At 65.2% G+C, this 17,847-nt stretch carries 16 protein-coding genes and 1 pseudogene; 10 read left to right on the top strand and 7 right to left on the bottom strand.

Annotated elements, in window-relative coordinates; all coding sequences use genetic code 11:
- Positions 1–78: 78 nt before the first annotated feature.
- The gene (locus PTE31013_RS06585; protein WP_150611993.1) at positions 79–1,059 is read left to right on the top strand and encodes a LysR family transcriptional regulator; all 981 of its coding nucleotides are present in this window, start codon (positions 79–81) and stop codon (positions 1,057–1,059) included.
- A 6-nt stretch (positions 1,060–1,065) separates the two neighbouring features.
- On the opposite strand, the gene PTE31013_RS06580 is transcribed toward PTE31013_RS06585, so the two are convergent.
- On the bottom strand, positions 1,066–2,043 hold the full coding sequence (locus PTE31013_RS06580; protein WP_150611992.1) for a LysR family transcriptional regulator: 978 nt from the start codon (positions 2,041–2,043) through the stop codon (positions 1,066–1,068).
- 141 nt (positions 2,044–2,184) lie between these two features.
- Between PTE31013_RS06580 and PTE31013_RS06575 the strand changes: the two genes are divergently transcribed.
- From PTE31013_RS06575 to PTE31013_RS06540, 8 genes are all read left to right on the top strand, one after another.
- Complete coding sequence (locus PTE31013_RS06575) at positions 2,185–3,423, top strand: ABC transporter substrate-binding protein (protein ID WP_150611991.1); 1,239 nt, start codon at positions 2,185–2,187, stop codon at positions 3,421–3,423.
- Positions 3,424–3,587: 164 nt separating this feature from the next.
- A complete protein-coding gene (locus tag PTE31013_RS06570) occupies positions 3,588–5,087 on the top strand; it encodes a CoA-acylating methylmalonate-semialdehyde dehydrogenase (protein WP_150611990.1) in 1,500 nt (499 codons plus the stop codon).
- 27 nt (positions 5,088–5,114) lie between these two features.
- Positions 5,115–6,044 (top strand): 3-hydroxyisobutyrate dehydrogenase, encoded by a 930-nt coding sequence (mmsB, locus tag PTE31013_RS06565; RefSeq protein ID WP_150611989.1) that lies wholly within the window; start codon positions 5,115–5,117, stop codon positions 6,042–6,044.
- Positions 6,045–6,273: 229 nt separating this feature from the next.
- A complete protein-coding gene (locus PTE31013_RS06560; RefSeq protein ID WP_150611988.1) occupies positions 6,274–7,188 on the top strand; it encodes a bestrophin family protein in 915 nt (304 codons plus the stop codon).
- Between the two features lie 54 nt (positions 7,189–7,242).
- Positions 7,243–7,599: an ArsR/SmtB family transcription factor gene (locus tag PTE31013_RS06555; protein ID WP_150611987.1), complete on the top strand. Its 357-nt coding sequence runs from the start codon at positions 7,243–7,245 to the stop codon at positions 7,597–7,599.
- Complete coding sequence (locus tag PTE31013_RS06550) at positions 7,583–8,530, top strand: SRPBCC family protein (protein ID WP_150611986.1); 948 nt, start codon at positions 7,583–7,585, stop codon at positions 8,528–8,530. The genes PTE31013_RS06555 and PTE31013_RS06550 overlap by 17 nt, the downstream gene beginning before the upstream one ends.
- 257 nt (positions 8,531–8,787) lie before the next feature.
- Complete coding sequence (locus PTE31013_RS06545) at positions 8,788–9,195, top strand: DUF4148 domain-containing protein (RefSeq protein ID WP_150611985.1); 408 nt, start codon at positions 8,788–8,790, stop codon at positions 9,193–9,195.
- Between the two features lie 298 nt (positions 9,196–9,493).
- Positions 9,494–9,919 carry a hypothetical protein gene (locus tag PTE31013_RS06540; RefSeq protein ID WP_150611984.1) on the top strand — a complete coding sequence of 142 codons (426 nt, stop codon included), beginning with the start codon at positions 9,494–9,496 and terminating at the stop codon, positions 9,917–9,919.
- A gap of 21 nt (positions 9,920–9,940) precedes the next feature.
- On the opposite strand, the gene kefC is transcribed toward PTE31013_RS06540, so the two are convergent.
- A complete protein-coding gene (gene kefC, locus PTE31013_RS06535) occupies positions 9,941–11,860 on the bottom strand; it encodes a glutathione-regulated potassium-efflux system protein KefC (RefSeq protein ID WP_150611983.1) in 1,920 nt (639 codons plus the stop codon).
- The gene (gene kefF / locus PTE31013_RS06530; RefSeq protein ID WP_246173924.1) at positions 11,860–12,600 is read right to left on the bottom strand and encodes a glutathione-regulated potassium-efflux system oxidoreductase KefF; all 741 of its coding nucleotides are present in this window, start codon (positions 12,598–12,600) and stop codon (positions 11,860–11,862) included. The genes kefC and kefF overlap by 1 nt, the downstream gene beginning before the upstream one ends.
- 262 nt (positions 12,601–12,862) lie before the next feature.
- On the opposite strand from kefF, the gene PTE31013_RS06525 reads away from it, so the two are divergent.
- Positions 12,863–13,156: a hypothetical protein gene (locus tag PTE31013_RS06525; RefSeq protein ID WP_150611981.1), complete on the top strand. Its 294-nt coding sequence runs from the start codon at positions 12,863–12,865 to the stop codon at positions 13,154–13,156.
- Between the two features lie 58 nt (positions 13,157–13,214).
- On the opposite strand, the pseudogene PTE31013_RS06520 reads toward PTE31013_RS06525, so the two are convergent.
- The 4 genes and pseudogenes from PTE31013_RS06520 to PTE31013_RS06505 form a co-directional block, all read right to left on the bottom strand.
- Positions 13,215–13,430: pseudogene (locus PTE31013_RS06520) on the bottom strand (amino acid permease C-terminal domain-containing protein); the annotation flags it as partial.
- Positions 13,431–13,617: 187 nt separating this feature from the next.
- The gene (locus tag PTE31013_RS06515; protein WP_150611980.1) at positions 13,618–14,322 is read right to left on the bottom strand and encodes an SH3 domain-containing protein; all 705 of its coding nucleotides are present in this window, start codon (positions 14,320–14,322) and stop codon (positions 13,618–13,620) included.
- 78 nt (positions 14,323–14,400) lie between these two features.
- Positions 14,401–15,507, bottom strand: a complete 1,107-nt coding sequence (locus tag PTE31013_RS06510; protein WP_150611979.1) for an S-(hydroxymethyl)glutathione dehydrogenase/class III alcohol dehydrogenase — start codon at positions 15,505–15,507, stop codon at positions 14,401–14,403.
- A gap of 145 nt (positions 15,508–15,652) precedes the next feature.
- A complete protein-coding gene (locus PTE31013_RS06505; protein ID WP_150611978.1) occupies positions 15,653–17,374 on the bottom strand; it encodes a putative bifunctional diguanylate cyclase/phosphodiesterase in 1,722 nt (573 codons plus the stop codon).
- Positions 17,375–17,847: the final 473 nt, after the last annotated feature.

Raw genomic sequence — 17,847 nt, 5'->3', positions numbered from 1 at the left:
CGTGATGGACTGTAGTGTCTCGCTTGGTGCGGTGCGACGGTAGACCTATAATCCGTACAACCTTTATACGTGTTGCGTATGACAGAGCCCTTTTCTCCCCCTCTCTTGCCCACCGATGCGCCCGCTGCTCGGGGCGCTGGCGCCGACCGCGTCGAGCTGATGCAGACGTTCGTGCGCATCGTCGAGGCCGGCAGTCTGTCGGCCGCCGCGGCGTTGCTCGGTACCACGCAGCCGACCGTCAGCCGGCGTTTGCAGATGCTCGAGCGTTCGCTGGGGCTGCGGTTGCTGCAACGCTCGACGCATCGCATGAAGCTCACTGAAGACGGCGAGCGTTGCTTTGCGCGGGCGAAAGAACTGGTCACGAGCTGGGAGGCGTTCGAGGCGGATCTGCGCGGCGGCGGTGACGACCCGCAGGGCACCTTGCGGGTGCTCGTGCCCCACGCGTTTGGGCAGGAAATGATGATCGGCGCGCTGGCGGACTTTCTCGAACGCTATGCGGGGATGAGGGTGCACTGGTTCCTGCAGGACCGCGAGCCCGATTTCATTGCCGAAGGGATCGACTGCGCGATCCATGTGGGCGAGCTGCGTGATCCGTCGAACGTGGCGATCTCGTTGACCGACGTGCCGCGCATCGTCGTGGCGTCGCCCGAACTGCTGCGCGGCCGACCGCTGCCCTCGCATCCTTCGGACCTCGTGTCGTGGCCCTGGCTCTCGCTCACCACGTTCTATCGCAACGACATCACCCTGACGCACGAGCAAACGCACGAAACGGCCAGTGTCGCATTCGAGCCGCGCATGAGTACCGATAATCTCTATGCATTGCGCAGCGCCGCAATTCGCGGGCTCGGCGTGAGTGTCTGTTCGGCATGGCTGATTGCCGAGGACGTGGCGCAAGGGCGTCTGATCCAGCTTGTGCCGTCCTGGCGCTCGACGGCCTTGCCGATGTACCTCATCTATCCGTATGCGAAGTACTATCCGGCGCGTCTGCGCCGCTTCATCGAAGCGATGCGCGCGGCCATTCCTGTCGTGATCGACGCCGAACAACGCAAGATTCGCTGATGGCGATCAGACCAGCCGCAGTTGCCCGGATTTGCCCTGCAGCAGGGCGTCGTTACGCTGGGCAGCGTCGCGCAGATAGTCCCACAGCACGGTAATGCGCTTGAGCGTGCGCAATTCCTCGTGGCAGTAAATCCAGAAGCTGCGCGTGACGACCACGTCGTCCACGAGCAGCGGCACCAGTCGGGCATCCTGCGCGGCCATGAAGCATGGCAGGATCGCCAGCGCTTCGCCCTGCAAGGCCGCCTGGTATTGCGCGATGACGCTCGTGCTGCGCAACACGACCTTGCCTCCGGGCACGATGTCCTCCAGATAACGCAACTCGTTGCTGAACGAGAGTTCGGCGACATAGCTGATGAATCGGCGTCCGGCCAGATCCGCGAACGTCGTGACATCGCCGTATTGCATGAGATAGCCGGGCGTCGCATACAACTGGAGGCGGTAGTCGCACAGCTTGCTGCACACGTATGGTCCGCGCTGGGGGCGTTCGATGGTGATCGCCAGATCGGCCTCGCGTTTCGACAGGCTCACGAAGCGTGGCACCGGCAGCACGTCGAAATCGATGGCGGGGTATTCGCGCTGAAAGCGTGAGAGGACGGGGGTGACGAAATACGTGCCGAACGCTTCCGTCGAGCCGATGCGAACGTGGCCAGAGAGCGTTTGCCCGAGCCCCGCCACTTGCTCGCACGCCGATTGCAACGTGGTCTCCATTTGCTCCGCGTACACGAGGAGTTGCTGCCCCTCGGGCGTCAGCGCAAAGCCTGCATTGCGCGATTTGTCGAACAACAACGTGGCCAGTGACTGCTCCAGCGCGCGCACCCGTCGAGAGACCGTCGTGTGGTCGACCCCCAGGCGCAGCGCCGCCGCACTTACGCGCTGCGTGCGCGCGACCTCCAGGAAGTAGCGAAGGTCGTCCCAGTCGGGACGCGGCTCCGTCGCCGAAGCGCCTGCGATGCCCGACGGTCGTGCTGCGGCGGTGCGAACCATCACCCGGTCTCCTATGTGTATTTATGCACAAAGTAGATGCAGATTTTCGCTTTGTAAAGCAAATTCGCACAAATACAATTCATGAGCGCTGCGCATAGACGGCGACGACGAATGCATAAACGACCTGAAGGAGACAAAGCGATGAAGATCAAGCCGTGGCTGCTCGCGCTGGGATTCGGCGTGGGTTTGGGAGTGGTGTCGATGGCCGGCATGGCGCAGTTGCCGGATCGTCCGGTGAAGGTGGGCGTGCTCACCGACATGTCGGGGCCGTATTCGGCGATGGGCGGCGCAGGCTCGGTCGTAGCCGCGCAAATGGCCATCGACGATTGCCTCGCGGCCGAGTGCAAGGGCATGAAGATCGCACTGGTCTCGGCGGACAACCAGAACAAGGCCGACGTCGCCGCCAACAAGGCCCGGGAATGGTTTGATCGCGACAATGTCGATGCGATTGCCGATCTGACGAACTCGGCGGCCGCCCTGGCGGTGCAGAAGATCGCGATGGACAAGCAGCGCGTGACATTGTTCTCGGGGCCGGCGACCACGCGCCTGACGAACGAAGATTGTTCGCCCACGGGCTTTCACTGGATGTTCGACACCTATTCGCAGTCGGCGGCGACTGCCCGCGCCGTCGTCGGTGACGGCGGTAAATCGTGGTACTTCATCACCGTCGATTATGCCTTTGGACATTCCCTGGAGAAGGACGCCGCCGATATCGTGAAGTCGCTCGGCGGCACGGTCGCGGGGCAGTCGCGGCATCCGCTCAATGCGTCCGACTACGCGTCGTTCCTGTTGCAGGCGCAAAGCTCCAAGGCGCAGGTCGTGGCGCTCGCCAACGGCGGGCAGGACACCGTCAACGCGCTCAAGCAGGCGCGCGAATTCGGCATCGTGCAACGCGGGCAGAAGCTGGCGGCGCTGCTGATCTTCCTGTCGGACGTTCACTCGCTGGGCCTGAACACGGCGCAGGGCCTGTTGTTTACCGATGGCTTCTACTGGGACTTCGACGACGCCTCGCGCGCCTGGTCAGCCCGTTTCCAGAAGAAGTACAAGGATCTGAAGCCGACGATGGTGCAGGCGGGCGTGTATTCGAGCGTGCTGCATTACCTGCGTGCGGTGGCGGCGTCCCAGAGCGTGGACGCCAAGGTGGTCGCGCAAAAGATGCGGGAAATGCCGATTCGCGATCCGATCATGCACAACGCCTCGATTCGTCCGGACGGGCGCGTGATCCACGACATGTACCTGTTCCGCGTGAAGTCGCCCGCCGAGTCGAAAGGCCGATGGGACTACTACACCCGCGTCGCGACCGTACCCGCCACGGAAGCCTTCCAGCCGTTGTCGAAGTCGACCTGCTCGCTCGTGAAGACGAGCACGGCGGCGAAGTGAGCGGCGCGGCGCACATCTCGTGTCGATTGCCTATCTTGTAATTGTCGGCGGCGCTGCGTGCTCACCCGCCGCAGTTTGCCCTGCGCCGAACGCAGAAGTTTTCCAACTTTCCTTAGTCCTCTAGCCCCGAATCCTCGCATTCGTATCGATCAGGAGAACGTGTCATGTCCCTACCCACCATTCCGCTGCTTATCGACGGCAAGCGTGTCGAGTCGAAGTCCTCGCAGTGGCGCGACGTCGTGAACCCGGCCACGCAGGAAGTCGTCGCGCGCGTGCCGTTTGCCACGACGGAGGAACTGGATACCGCCGTGGCGTCGGCCAAGGCGGCCTACAAGGGCTGGCGCAATACGTCGCAAGCCAACCGCATGCGCGTGATGCTGCGCTTCCAGCATCTGCTGCGCGAGCATGCCGGCGAATTGGCCGAACTGATTACGCGCGAGCACGGCAAGACGCTGCCTGACGCCGAAGGCGAAGTCGGACGCGGCCTCGAGGTCGTCGAACATGCGTGCTCGATTGCCTCGCTCCAGTTGGGCGAGTACGCGCAGAACGCCGCGGGGGGTGTCGATGTCTACACATTGATCGAGCCGCTGGGCGTGTGCGCGGGGATCACCGCATTCAACTTCCCGGTCATGCTGCCGTGCTTCATGTTCCCGTTGGCGGTGGCCGCCGGCAACACGTTCGTGCTCAAGCCGTCGGAGCAGGATCCGAGCGCGTCGCTGCGCCTGGCCGAACTCGCGCTGGAAGCCGGTGTGCCGCCGGGCGTGCTCAATGTCGTGCATGGCGGACCGGACATCGCCAACGCCATCTGCGATCACCCGGATATCAAGGCCGTGTCATTCATCGGCTCGACGCATGTCGGCACGCACATCTATCGTCGCGCCTCGGAGGCAGGCAAACGGTGCCAGGCGATGATGGGCGCGAAGAACCACTGCGTGATCCTGCCGGATGCGGATCGCGAGCAGGCCATCAACCATCTGCTGGGCGCGGCGTTTGGCGCGGCGGGGCAGCGTTGCATGGCGACGTCCGTGGCGGTGCTCGTGGGCGAAGCGCGCGAATGGGTGCCCGAGCTGGTGGCGCGCGCCCAAGCGCTCAAGGTGGGTCCTGGCACGGACCGCACGGCGGATCTCGGCCCCGTGGTGTCGAAGCAGGCGCTTGCGCGCGTCGAGCGGCTTATCGGCGCGGGTGTGGAAGAGGGCGCGAAACTGCTGCTCGACGGTCGCGCTCACGTTGTCAAGGCGGCGCCCGAAGGCAACTTCGTCGGACCGACGATTTTCGATGGCGTGACGGCCGGGATGTCGATCTATCGCGAGGAGATTTTCGGACCGGTGCTCTGCATGACGGGCGTCGATACGCTCGATGAAGCGATTGCGTTCGTCAACGCCAACCCGAACGGCAATGGCGTTGCGCTGTTCACGCAGGATGGCGGCGCGGCACGTCAGTTCCAGAACGAGATCGACGTCGGGCAGGTCGGGATCAACCTGCCGATTCCGGTGCCGGTCGCCTGGTTCAGCTTCACCGGTTCGCGCGCTTCGAAGCTCGGCGATCTGGGGCCGAACGGCAAGCAGGCGATTCTGTTCTGGACGCAGACCAAGACCGTGACCGCACGCTGGCAGGCACGCGGCACGGGCCCGGCGGGCGTGAACACGACGATCACACTGAAGTAACGCGCACGCCTTTATCGGAGATAGACCATGGCGATGGAAACCCAACAAACGGCTTGGCGCGTCGCGTTCATCGGGCTCGGCAACATGGGCGGGCCGATGGCGGCGAATCTGGTGAAGGCCGGGCACGCGGTGCGTGGCTTCGATTTGTCCGAGGCGGCGCTCACGCGACTGGCGGCACAGGGCGGCACGGTGGCGACGTCGATTGCCGACGCCGTACGCGACGCGCAGGTGGTCATCACGATGCTGCCGGCCGGCGAGCATGTGCTCGCGGCGTATGACGGTCCGGACGGTGTGCTCGCACATGCCGCGCCGGACGCCGTGCTGATCGACAGCAGCACGGTACCGCCGGAAATTCCGCGCCGGCTGGCGACGCTCGCGCGCCCGGGCACGGCGTTGCTCGACGCGCCCGTCTCGGGTGGCACGGCGGGCGCCGCGGCGGGCACGCTGACGTTCATGGTGGGCGGCGATGCGGCGCTCGTCGAGCGCATGCGGCCGCTGCTCGGCAACATGGGACGGGCGATTCATCACGGTGGGTCGCTTGGCGCGGGGCAGACGCTCAAGCTGTGCAACAACATGCTGCTCGGCATTCTGATGGCCGGCACGAGCGAGGCGTTGCGTCTCGGGATCGCCAACGGGCTCGATCCGAAGGTGCTCTCGGCGGTCATGCAGCAAAGCTCCGGGCGCAACTGGACGCTGGAGGTCTACAACCCGTGTCCGGGCGTGATGGAGAATGCGGCGTCGTCGCGCGGGTACACCGGTGGTTTTGCGACCGATCTGATGGCGAAGGACTTGCGCCTCGCTCACGGGGCGGCGGCCGCCAGCGACGTGGCGACCCCGCTCGGCGACCTCGCCCGGCGCATTTTCGAAGTCCACCGTGCCAACGGTCATGGCGCGCTCGACTTCTCGAGTATTTTCCAGGACCCGGTCACGCTCGCGCAGGCATTGGCCGTGAAGTGATTGTTGTCGGGCATGGCCATCGAGACGCCCGTCGGCTTCGCGGCTGACGGGCGTTTTGTGGGGTTGCGCTGCCGTGACGACGCAATGATGACGGGGGCGTACCGGCGGCGGGGCGCAACGTTTGCGTCGCTGCCGGCCATTTCAAACCGGCCGATATCGGCGTATCATCCCGGCGCAACGGCATCCCCCACGGCCAGTCTTTCCGCGCTCGCCAGCGCCCTTGCTCCCCATGATCGTCCGACCCAATCTGAACTGGCTGCGCATGCTTTTCGTCGTGCGCGGCTCGATCGTTCCCAAGATTGCCCCGCAGCTCATTTTCACCACGATCATCTCGATAGCCGTCACGTTAGCCCACGGGCGCGTCTTCGAATGGAAGATTCCGCTCACGTTCGTGCCGTTCTCCCTGATCGGTATCACGCTCGCGATTTTCCTCGGCTTTCGCAACACCACGAGCTACGCCCGTTACTGGGAAGCCCGGGTGCTCTGGGGCAGCGTGCTCAATGAGACGCGTGCGCTGGCGCGCCAGTCGATGACGCTCGTGTCCGATACCTCGGAGTCACCCCGCTTCGTTGCCTATCTCATCGCCTTCGTACATGGCATGCGCCATCAGTTGCGCGGCACCGACCCGCAAGCCGACTTCGAACGGCTGCTCGACAAGGCGGAGGTGGCGTGCCTTGCGCGCAAGCAGTTCAAGCCGATCGCGATCCTGCTCATGGCGGGCGAATGGCTGCGCGAACGCCGCGCGCGCGGGCAGATCGAAGCCCCGCTCGCGCAGGTCATGGAGATGCACCTGGATCGACTTGGTGAAGCCATCGGCGGCTGCGAGCGGATTGCCACCACGCCGATCCCGTTCACCTACGGCGTGATCCTGCACCGCGTGACGTATCTTTACGCGCTGCTGTTGCCATTCGGCCTGGTTGATTCGATTGGTCCGATGACGCCGGTCGTCGTGGCTTTCCTCTCGTACACGTTCTTCGCGCTCGAAGCCGTCAGCGCCGAAATCGAAGAGCCGTTCGGGATGGAGCCGAACGACCTCGCGCTCAACGCCATGTCCGAGACCATCGAGCAATCGTTGCGGGAAATCCTCCATCGCCAGCACACGGCGCGCCTGCGCCCGCGCAACGCGCATCACATCATCACCTGACGATTCAACACTAAAGTTCTTGCTTTACTGTTGTGAGCATCTATACTCAAGCACATGCTTGACCATGACATCGCCCTCGATCTGACCTTTCAGGCGCTGGCCGACGCGTCACGCCGCGCGATGCTTGCGCGGCTGGCGCAGGGACCCGCGTCGGTGAGTGCGCTCGCGCAGCCGCTGGCGATGTCGTTGCAGGCGGTCATGCAGCACCTGGCCGTGCTCGAGAGTGCGGGGCTGGTGCGAACGGAAAAGGCCGGACGCGTGCGAACGTGCCGGATCGAACCCAAGGCGCTGAGCCTTGCCGAGCGATGGATTCACCAGCGCCGTGACGAGTGGGAGGGTCATCTCGACCGTTTGGGCGAGTATCTGGCCAGCCTGCCGCCCGAAGGAGGACTTCATGAGGACAGTCAGTGAAGCAGCACCCGCGGCGCAGCCGCGCCCGTTGAGCGTTGGCCGGACCTACGCGGCCACCCGCGAAACCGTATTTCTCGCCTGGACCCGCACCGACGCCGTGAAGCGTTGGTTTTGCCCGACCGGCTACTCGGTGCCCGAAGCGCAGGTCGATGCCCGCGTAGGCGGCGCTTTCGCGCTGCACATGCAATCGCCCGAAGGGGAATCGCATTGGATTCGCGGGCGTTTCGTCGAGGTCGATGCCCCGGCACGGCTCGTGATCGACATGGAAGTGACCGATGCCAAGGGGCAGGCGCTGTTCGGGGCGCTCACGACGGCCGAATTTACCGAGGTGGCGCAAGGCACGCGGTTGGATGTCGAGCAACGCTACACCGTTCACGATCCCGCGTTCGCCTGGATGCCCGCCGGGGCTGGCGAGGGCTGGGCGCAGACACTTGACAAGCTGGGCCGAGAAGTCATGCGCGAGGCGCAGGCGCCAACACAGCGCAGCGTCGTGCACGCGACCTTTCGCCTCGAGCGTCAGTACGCCGCTTCGCCTGCACGCGTGTTCCGGGCGCTGACCGAGCGTGATGCCAAGGACCGCTGGTTCGCCAGAAGCGATGGCCTGACGTTGCTCGAGCGGTCGATGGATGTGCGCCCTGGCGGCCGCGAGGTTGCGAAAGGGCGCTGGACGAGCGGCATGGTGTCGACGTTCGACGCCCTGTACTTCGATGTCGTGCCCGACACACGACTTGTCTATGCCTACGAGATGCACCTGGATACGCGCAAGATTTCCGTGTCGCTCGCGACGATCGACCTTCGTGCGAGCGATGGCGGCACGCACCTCGTCATGACCGAGCAGGGCGCTTTCCTGGACGGCTACGACGACGCGGGCTCGCGCGAACGTGGCACTCAGTTACTGCTCGATGCCCTGGGGGCCTCGCTCGTCGATTGATTGCCCGTACGGACGTTTCCCCGCCTCCCGCAACGCCGCTGTGCCTCGTTTTCTGGGGGACAGCGGCGCTTCATGGGGGCCTGTCGCGGCGCATTCTCGAGGTGCTTGCACCGCTATGGTGCGTCAATTCTCATCGAAAGCCACAATAGTTCCTCGACAAATATCGCGTTTTTCATCTCGGCGGCGAGTTCTAGACTTCCTTCCATCGACGGCGCAATTCAAAACAAAGTCGTCGCAACTAGACAGGAGTTAGGAAAATGAACCGCAAGAACATCGCAATCGCCCTTATCGCCGCCGTGGCTTCGCTCGGTGGTGTTGCCAGCAACGCTGCCGAGAACGGCAACAATTATCCCGAGATCGCCTCGCAGGGTCAGCCGCTTACGCGTGCCGCCGTGTTGACCGATCTGGCACAAGCCCGCGCGCAAGGGTTGATCCCGCACGGTGACGCCGACTATCCGGTCTATGTCGCTTCGGTTTCGACCAAGAGCCGCGCCGACGTGAAGGCCGACCTGGCGCAGGCACGCGCGCAAGGCCTCGTGCCGCAAAATGACGTTGACTACCCGATCATCGCCTCGCAAGGCCCGAGCGCATCGCGTGCCGACGTGAAGCAGGAACTGGCACGCGCCCGCGACGCCGGTGAGCTGAGCGTTAGCCAAGGCAGCTAATCGTTCGCTCGCGGTTGCCGCAGCGTCACAAAAAACCGTCCCGCGTGACAAACGCGGGACGGTTTTTTTTCGTCGTTGCCAGCACCAACGCGCCGACCTCCATGAAGCACCGCGTCATATCGGGGCATCGTGGCGCCTGACATGGCGAGGCGTCGCGGGGCGCAATGAAATATTTGGTAATTGTTGCGGCGCGTGCAACGCGCGGGGGCGCGCAAAACCGTTGATCGCTCACACGAGGGTCACATAGACTATGGAGCTCGCTGTGGCCGTTTTGCAGCTTCCTTGAACTGGACTCGTTATGACGTTGACCCTTGAGCAACTCTTCCCGCAGCATCGTCCCGAAGGTGAGACCGTGGCGACGGCGCTCGACAGTCACGCCGTCGTTCAGGCGCTGTCGCTTGCCTGCGCCGAACATCCGCTCGTACTGCTGCGCATGGTATATCCGGCCACCGATGCGACCACGCATCGCAGCCGTGACGAACTCACGGAAGTCCTACACCGCCACGGCCTGCATCAGGTCGCAGGACTCATCGAGGAAGCTTCCCCGTATCTGATGTTCACGTCGGCAGAGCATGCGCATCTCACGCTTATGGAAATTCGCCGTTACTCGGCGGCCATTGCCGTGCATCTGTACTATCGCGGGCTCGCGGGCAGCGACGCCGAAGCGCGCCTGCAAGCCGATGCCCGCCCGCCCGCCGACGGTCACTTCAAGCCGTTCGACTGAACACCCCTTACCGCTCACCGCTCACGTGTGGCTGTCGCCGGCCGCGCGTTTATCGGGGGTTTGTGAAGCCGCCGCGTCGGCGCCGGCTGGCGAAGGTGTCAGGTCCGGCGTGTGCTCGCCATCCCAGCCGAACGTGACCTGTCTCTGCGCATGACGTTGCTCGCGCTCGCGGGCCATCTGCTCCTCGAATTGCCGGCGGCCTTCCTTTGCGGTGGCGATCATCTTGTTGCGATCCCGATAGGCCGGGTACATCTCGTCGGTCAGTTGCTGATTCGCGCGCTGGAACGCCATGGTTGCCTCTCGCGCTTCGGACGCTGGCCAGCCCAGTGTTTCAAGCACTGAGCGCGCACTGCGCAATGACGACTCGAAGACTTCCCGCTCGATGTGTTTGACGCCGCGATCGCGAAGCTGGAACAGATGGCCGACGTTGCGTGCCCGCGCCACGATAGGAACGTCGGGAAAGTGTTCGCGCAACAGGTCGACGATCGCCAGCGACTGATCGACGTCGTCCACGGCGACGACCACCGCGCGCGCATGCGCCACACCTGCGGTGCGCAGCAGATCGAGCCGCGTGGCGTCGCCGTAGAACACCCGAAATCCGAATTGGCGCAGGCTCTCGATGGTGTCGGGATCGTGATCGAGCACAGTCACCGAAACCCCCTGCGGCACCAGTGTGCGGCCAACGATTTGCCCGTAGCGTCCGAAGCCGCAGATCACGACGCTGGCCGACTGCGGCTCGGCGATCTCTGCCATGCGCGGCGACCCCGTCACGCGATAGCGCGGCAGCACCCATTTATCGATGACCACGAGCAGCAGCGGCGAGACCAGCATTGAAAGCGCGACGGCGCCGATCAGGAACGACGACACCGCCGGTGGCAGCACTTGTGGTCCCGCCGACTGGAACACCACGAAGGCGAATTCGCCGCCCTGCGCAAGCAGCAGCGTGAAGATCGGCCGCTCCTGGTAGGGCAGTTGCATCCACCTCGACACCCCGTAGATGGCCAGTCCCTTGAGTGCCATGAAGCCGACGACGACCGCGATCATGCGCAGCGGTTGTGCGAGCAGCACGCCGAAGTCGATGCTCATGCCGACCGCCATGAAGAACAGCCCGAGCAGCAGCCCCTTGAACGGTTCGATGTCGGTTTCCAGCTCCCGCCGATACTCGCTCTCGGCGAGCAGCACGCCGGCGAGGAACGCACCGAGTGCCATCGACAGGCCGACCCATTGCATCAGCGCCGCGATGGCGACGACGAGCAACAGCGATGCCGCCGTGAAAATCTCCGGCGTGCGGCTGTTGGCGATCCAGCGCAACAGCGGGCGCAACGCCAGCCGCCCACCAAGGATGATCGCCGCAATCACGCCCACGATCTTCAAGGCTTCGAGCGCGCGTGCGGTTCCTGTCATCACGTGACTGTCGAACGAATTGGCCAGCAAGGGCAGCAGCGCAAGGATCGGGATCGCGGCAACGTCCTGGAACAGCAGGATCGAGAAGCCGGCCTGACCGCTCGGGGTGCCGAGCAGATTGCGCTCGGCCATCACCTGCAACGCGATCGCCGTCGACGAGAGCGCCAGGCCGAGGGCGGCAACCAGGGCGACGCGCCACGATGCACCCAGCGCCACGCCCGCCGCGAAGAGCAGCACCGCGCAGCCGACGACCTGCGCCGATCCCCACCCGAAGATCGGTCGTCGCAGATTCCACAAGCGTCGCGGTTCCAGTTCGAGGCCGACGAGGAACAGCATCAGCACCACGCCGAACTCGGCGAAGTGCAGCACGTCTTCCACGCGCGCGACAAGGCCGAGTCCCCAGGGACCGATCGCGATCCCGGCGGCGAGATAGCCGATGATCGCGCCGAGTCCCAACGCACGCGACAGCGGCACGACAATCACCGCCGCAGCCAGGTAGATCAGGCTGGCAAGCAACCAGGCCGGCACATGTTCCATCAGGCGGCCCTCCCGGTGCTTGCGTTCGCGGTGCCGTCGTCGGCCCCGTCGGCGACGCCGGTCGCGCAACGCGGACGATCCATGACGGGAATGTCCTGGCACTCGGACGCGCACGGCATGGAAATCAGCTCAGGCCATTGCGGGTAGGTGACCAGCTTGCCGGCGAACGCGCTCACGTGGGCGTCGAGGGCAGCGTCGTCGCTGCGCCGCGCGCCATGGAACACGTGCGGCGGCAGGAAGCGCATGTTGCACAGGCGCGCCATCTGCTCATAGGCGGGCAGGAACGCCGAGAACGCGTGCTGGTTATACCCCTCGGGGCGATAGCTCGCCTGTGGCCCGCCGGTGCTCGCCACGAGCCAGAGGTCCTTGTTCGCGAGCGCATGGCCGTCGTGGCCATACGCCCAGCCCCACGACAGGACTTCATCGAGCCAGAGCTTCTGCAACGGCGGCATGCTGTACCAGTAGATCGGATGGACCAGTACGATCAGGTCGGCGCGCGCCACGCGCCGTTGTTCGGCGGCGACGTCGATGCTGAAGTCGGGATACGCCGAGTACAGGTCGTTGACGTCGACCCCCTCAATGCCGCGCGCGGCGTCGAACAGACGGCGATTGACGCGCGAGTCGCGCCAGCGCGGGTGCGCCACGATGACATAGATGGCTCGCGTCGGTGCATCGTGGCCGGAAGCGGCAGCGGTGTCCGGGACGGCGTTTGGAAGACGGGAAGGCGGGGGGGCGGTCATGCGGGGGAGCATACCGCATTCGTGTGGCGCCTGAGATCACGTCGGGCATTCCTTTCGGCATCGCGCCCGATATTGCCGGGCGTCGCGCGCGGTCGCCACGCCATGCTAAAGACTGCGATAGCGAAAGCCGTTAAGACTGGATAAGCTCAGCGTAGTTGTCGTGGCGCGTGGCAGGCCGGCCGGCGTGTCGCACGTCGACGGACGAACCCTAATCACCTTCGCGCCAGTGCGTCATCCGTGCACACGCTTGCGCAACAACGACATGTCGCCGCAATCCTTTCGTACCACTGTCAATCTGATCTATCACGGCCGCAACGTCGCGCTCGCGCTTTTGCTCGTTGCGCTGATGTACAACCAGACCTTCTGGATCGTCGTGAGCGTTGCCGCGGCGGCGCTGTGCACCGGCGCGTTGCGCGAGGCAGCGCGTATGCCGGAGGAGGAGGATCTGCCGCCGCGTCCACTGGTCATTCAGGTGCTGCGCATCTCGGTGCCACTGCTGCTCACGATGTTCGCGCTTGGCTATGGTGCGGTATGGCTCAATCGCAATCTCGGCTGAACCCGGCACGTCCACGCGCTCGCGCCGGGGCGCGAGGCGGGGCAGCCGGTGACGCGATTTACCGTGGCGCCGGCCGAGCGTCGCTCGGCGTGTGAAGCAACGCGTTGCGACGCGCATACAGGAAGTAGATGCCCAGGCCGATGACGAGCCACACCACGAAGGCGATCCACGTGGTCGCTTGGAGGTGGGCCATCAGGAACAGGCACAGACCGGCGGAGATGAGCGGTACGACCGGTGCACCGGGTACGCGGGTGGCGCGTGCCGGATGCGGCATGACGATAGGCAACCACGGCGCGCGCTGCGCGCACCGGGGCGGGACGAACACGATCGAGACTTACGGAGGATCCTGCCGGACTGCCGTGTGGTGCGTGCAGTGATTGCTGAATTTGGGGGCACATCGACGGAGACATGGGATGCGGGGCCGCGACGTTGCGAACGAGCGATGCATGCGGCCCGCCGCATCAGTGGTTTGGCCCGCCGGGGCCACCGCCAGGTGGGCGTCCGCCATGTCCTCCGCCATGCCCACCGCCGCCGGGCTGACGCGCACCGGGCCTCCCACCGCCGCCGGGCGGTCGCGGACCAGGGCTCGCCCCCTGGCCGTGGGGACGCGGCCCGGGTCCTGCCCCGTGTCCGGGGGGGCGCGGGCCAGGGCCTGCGCTGTGTCCTGGCGGACGCGGGCTCGGTCCGGGATAGTGCCCCCCGGGCGGGCGAGGTCCCATGCCCGGCGAGTAGTACCCCGGCGGGCGCGGCCTGGGCGGCGGGCGATTCCAGTAGCGCTGATCGTGATACCACGGGCGACCACGGTAATAGCTACCCCAATACGCGCCAATGGAGAACGTCACGATGGGCAGCCCGATCATCGGGCCGTAGTTGAGCACCGGAACCGGATTCCCCTGATACGGGTAGCTGAGCAACGCCGCATAAATCCAGCCGCGCGCGCCGGGCAGGCCGATGTCACACCACGAATAGTCGGACAGGCAGCCATAGACGGTCACCGGCATGCCCGGCCCCGCCTGGGCGACGACCGGGTAGTCGATTGCCGGACCCGCCCGGACGTTGGCCGGCGCGTTGATCACCGCTTGCCCAGACTGTGCCGACGCCGTCTCCGGCAGCGCGGCCAGCATCGTGGCGCCCGCAAGCACGAGCGATAAAGTCCATGTCTTCATGTCCGTCTCCTTGTCGTGACGGCGGTGTGTCCGGCACCCCTGGCGCGTGGGCGGGACGGCGCCTTCGAAACGCGTCGATCAGTACAGCACGACCGAGCGGATCGACTCGCCGCGCTTCATCAGATCGAACCCTTCGTTGATCTGGTCGAGACGCAGCGTGTGCGTGATCAGGTCGTCGATATTGATCTTACCCTCCATGTACCAGTCGACGATCTTCGGCACGTCGGTGCGACCGCGCGCCCCGCCAAACGCCGACCCTTTCCACTCGCGGCCCGTCACCAACTGGAACGGACGCGTGCTGATCTCCTGACCCGCCGCGGCCACGCCGATGATGAAGGACTGGCCCCAGCCCTTGTGGCAGCATTCGAGCGCCTGGCGCATGGTCGTCACGTTGCCGATGCACTCGAACGAGTAATCGGCCCCGCCGTCGGTCAGTTGCACGATGGTGTCGACGACGTCCTCGACTTCCTTCGGATTGATGAAGTGCGTCATGCCGAACTTCCTGGCGAGTTCCACGCGCCCCGGGTTGATGTCGACACCGATGATCTTGTCGGCGCCGACCATCTTCGCACCCTGGATCACGTTCAGGCCGATGCCGCCGAGGCCGAACACCACGACGTTCGCGCCCGCTTCGACCTTTGCCGAATAGACCACGGCGCCCACGCCGGTCGTCACGCCGCAACCGATGTAGCAGATCTTGTCGAACGGCGCGTCGGAGCGCACCTTCGCGACCGCGATTTCCGGCACGACGATGTAGTTCGAGAACGTGGACGTGCCCATGTAATGGAAGATGGGCTTGCCGTCGAGCGAGAAGCGCGACGTGGCGTCCGGCATCAGGCCGCGGCCTTGCGTGCTGCGGATCGCCTGGCACAGGTTGGTCTTGCGCGACAGGCAGAACTTGCACTGGCGGCATTCGGGCGTGTACAGGGGAATGACGTGATCGTCTTTCTTCAGGGTGGTGACGCCCGGGCCAACGTCGACGACCACCCCCGCGCCCTCATGGCCGAGGATGGCGGGGAAGATGCCTTCCGGATCGGCGCCGGAGAGTGTGTAGTAGTCCGTATGGCAGATGCCGGTGGCCTTGATCTCGATCAACACCTCGCCGGCGCGCGGCCCTTCCAGATCGACTTCCTCGATGGTCAGGGGTTTGCCGGCTTCCCAGGCAATGGCGGCTTTGGTTTTCATGGCGATATTCCTCGTTGCGACGTCGTTCGGGGGAGTCCCTTCGCGACGTACCTTACCGCGTTCTCAAGACGCGTGCGAGTCTTGACACGCCATGTCGGCGGAAAAAGCGGGGCTGGGGGCAACAATCGCGCCCGGGTGGCGAGCGTCAGCGTCGGGCACCGCTGCCCAGCGGCGCCACGATGTGATAGAGACCGCGCACGTCGACAGGCCGTGCAAACCAGAATCCCTGCGCTTCGTCGCACCCCAGCTCGGTGAGCCGCTGGGCCTGTGCCTGGGTCTCCACGCCCTCCGCCGTCACCCGCAGGCCGAGCGAGTGGGCCATTGCGACGACTGCGTTCACGATGGCATGGCTGGGGGCATGCGTGAGCATGTCACGCACGAAGGTCTGGTCGATCTTGAGGCGATTGACCGGGAAGCGGGTCAGGTAGGCGAGGCTGGCATACCCCGTGCCGAAGTCGTCGACGGCGATCTCCACGCCCATGTCGTGCAGCGAGCGCAGGCAGCCGATCGCGGCGCGCGAGTCGCCGAGCAGCACGGTTTCCGTGATCTCGATCTCCAGGTGGTGAGGTTCCAGCGCGTGCGCGTTCAGGGCGCGCTCGACCATGCCCGCAACGTCCTGGCGCGCAAACTGCTGCGCCGAGACGTTCACGGAGATGCGCGGCAGGTGGCCGCATCGCCGCAGCAGACGGCTGGCTTCGCGGCAGGCCGTCTGCATCACCCATTCGCCCAGCGGCAGGATCAGCCCCGAGGTTTCCGCGATCGGGATGAATTCCGCCGGACTGACGGTGCCCAGCGTCGGATGACGCCAGCGCAGGAGCGTCTCTGCGTTGCGAATCTCGCCGTCCGACAGGCTGACCTGGGGCTGGTACACGAGATGCAGTTGCGCGTGCGTGGGCTCGCTCACCGCGATGTGCAGCAGACTTTCGAGTTCGTTGCGCCGCTGCGCCTGCGCGTCCATCTCGCTGCTGAACACGCGCAGGCCGCCACCGGCGGCACTGGCAATGCCGAGCGCGACGTGGGCGCGGCGCAACAGCGTCTCGGGCGTGCTGCCGTGTTCGGGGTAGCTGACCGCGCCAACGCTTGCGTCGAGCGCGACGGCGTTCTGGTCGACGTCGGCCCATTGGGCGAGCCGAGCCTGAATCCGGGCGGCGAGCAGGCGCGCGCCGTCGCCCGTCTCGTTGGTCACGATGACGAACCGGCTGCCGCCGAGGCAAGCCAGCGCGTCTTCGGGGCCGCTGGCTTCGCGCAGGCGTTCGGCGGCGATGCGCAACGCCAGTTCCGCGGTCGACGGGCCGAAAGTGCTGCGCAGTTGGCGCACATGATCGAGTTCGATCAGCAAAACCGTCAGTCCCACCCGCTGACGCGCGCAACGATGGATCGCCAGTTCGAGCCGTTCGGCAAGCAGGGTCTGGTTGGGCAGACGGGTGACCGGGTCGTGGTGCGTGACATACCAGAGCCGGGACGCCACCTGTACCTGTTGCGAGAGGTCGAGCACGATGCCCACCCAGCGGCGTTCACCGGGCGCATGTTCGACGCAGGAGAGCGCCAGGCGCACAGGCAGCCAACTGCGTACGCGCGAGAGCAGATGCCACTCGTCGTCGTACGGGACTGTTTCGGTAGCCGACAGACTGGCCAGCGCGGGCAGCCGCCGACGTGTCAGCTCCGATGGATCGAGCAACGACAGGAAGCTGCGCTGGCCCAATAGGTCGTCCGGCTGATAGCCCGTCAGGCGCGTGAACGCGCCGTTCATTCGCTCGAGCATGCCGTCGTCCGTGCAAACAAACATGGCATAGGGCGCGCTGTCGAGCGCAGCACGGCTCAACTCGGCTTGTCCGTCGGATACTCGACGAGGCACGGGATCGTTCATGCCCGGGGCCTCTCGAAAGCCGGCCGGGCCAGAATTCCGGAACGTCATGCAACACCTCCCTGGCGTCGCGATTTTCTCTCGAAAATCGAGGGATCGGATCGCCAAATTTCTTTTGATTTTCAAATGGTTGTGCGTAACATTCTGCCATGAGGAAAGCCCGCGCGGGCAAGGGAAAATGCGGGGTGGCGGAGGGGTTCCGAAAACGCGCGCGTGCGTGCATGCTATGGGCGTGCGGTGCGCCGAAAGCGCGCGATGATCCGCGACGGAAAGGGACGGTGAGGGGCCCGTCGCGGCAGGGATCGCCTGCGCGGGTGTATGGCCTGACACCGATCCATTAGGTATGATGCGGCGTGATTCAAGCGGGCTTCGTGGAACGCCGGTCAAACATGGCGTGACGTGCCCGCAGCCCCCGACATTTCGGCAAAAGGAAGACAGCGTTGCATAGTGTCTTGACAGCGACGAGCGGCATGGCC

Source organism: Pandoraea terrigena (assembly GCF_902459705.1).
Taxonomy (GTDB): domain Bacteria; phylum Pseudomonadota; class Gammaproteobacteria; order Burkholderiales; family Burkholderiaceae; genus Pandoraea; species Pandoraea terrigena.
This window is presented reverse-complemented; position numbering and strand designations above follow the sequence as displayed.

Excerpts from the sequence above, each read along its gene's own strand:
- PTE31013_RS06585 (WP_150611993.1), top strand. The coding sequence starts at position 79 with ATGACAGAGCCCTTTTCTCCCCCTCTCTTGCCCACCGATGCGCCCGCT.
- PTE31013_RS06580 (WP_150611992.1), bottom strand. The coding sequence starts at position 2,043 with ATGGTTCGCACCGCCGCAGCACGACCGTCGGGCATCGCAGGCGCTTCG.
- PTE31013_RS06575 (WP_150611991.1), top strand. The coding sequence starts at position 2,185 with ATGAAGATCAAGCCGTGGCTGCTCGCGCTGGGATTCGGCGTGGGTTTG.
- PTE31013_RS06570 (WP_150611990.1), top strand. The coding sequence starts at position 3,588 with ATGTCCCTACCCACCATTCCGCTGCTTATCGACGGCAAGCGTGTCGAG.
- mmsB (WP_150611989.1), top strand. The coding sequence starts at position 5,115 with ATGGCGATGGAAACCCAACAAACGGCTTGGCGCGTCGCGTTCATCGGG.
- PTE31013_RS06560 (WP_150611988.1), top strand. The coding sequence starts at position 6,274 with ATGATCGTCCGACCCAATCTGAACTGGCTGCGCATGCTTTTCGTCGTG.
- PTE31013_RS06555 (WP_150611987.1), top strand. The coding sequence starts at position 7,243 with ATGCTTGACCATGACATCGCCCTCGATCTGACCTTTCAGGCGCTGGCC.
- PTE31013_RS06550 (WP_150611986.1), top strand. The coding sequence starts at position 7,583 with ATGAGGACAGTCAGTGAAGCAGCACCCGCGGCGCAGCCGCGCCCGTTG.
- PTE31013_RS06545 (WP_150611985.1), top strand. The coding sequence starts at position 8,788 with ATGAACCGCAAGAACATCGCAATCGCCCTTATCGCCGCCGTGGCTTCG.
- PTE31013_RS06540 (WP_150611984.1), top strand. The coding sequence starts at position 9,494 with ATGACGTTGACCCTTGAGCAACTCTTCCCGCAGCATCGTCCCGAAGGT.
- kefC (WP_150611983.1), bottom strand. The coding sequence starts at position 11,860 with ATGGAACATGTGCCGGCCTGGTTGCTTGCCAGCCTGATCTACCTGGCT.
- kefF (WP_246173924.1), bottom strand. The coding sequence starts at position 12,600 with ATGACCGCCCCCCCGCCTTCCCGTCTTCCAAACGCCGTCCCGGACACC.
- PTE31013_RS06525 (WP_150611981.1), top strand. The coding sequence starts at position 12,863 with ATGTCGCCGCAATCCTTTCGTACCACTGTCAATCTGATCTATCACGGC.
- PTE31013_RS06515 (WP_150611980.1), bottom strand. The coding sequence starts at position 14,322 with ATGAAGACATGGACTTTATCGCTCGTGCTTGCGGGCGCCACGATGCTG.
- PTE31013_RS06510 (WP_150611979.1), bottom strand. The coding sequence starts at position 15,507 with ATGAAAACCAAAGCCGCCATTGCCTGGGAAGCCGGCAAACCCCTGACC.
- PTE31013_RS06505 (WP_150611978.1), bottom strand. The coding sequence starts at position 17,374 with ATGAACGATCCCGTGCCTCGTCGAGTATCCGACGGACAAGCCGAGTTG.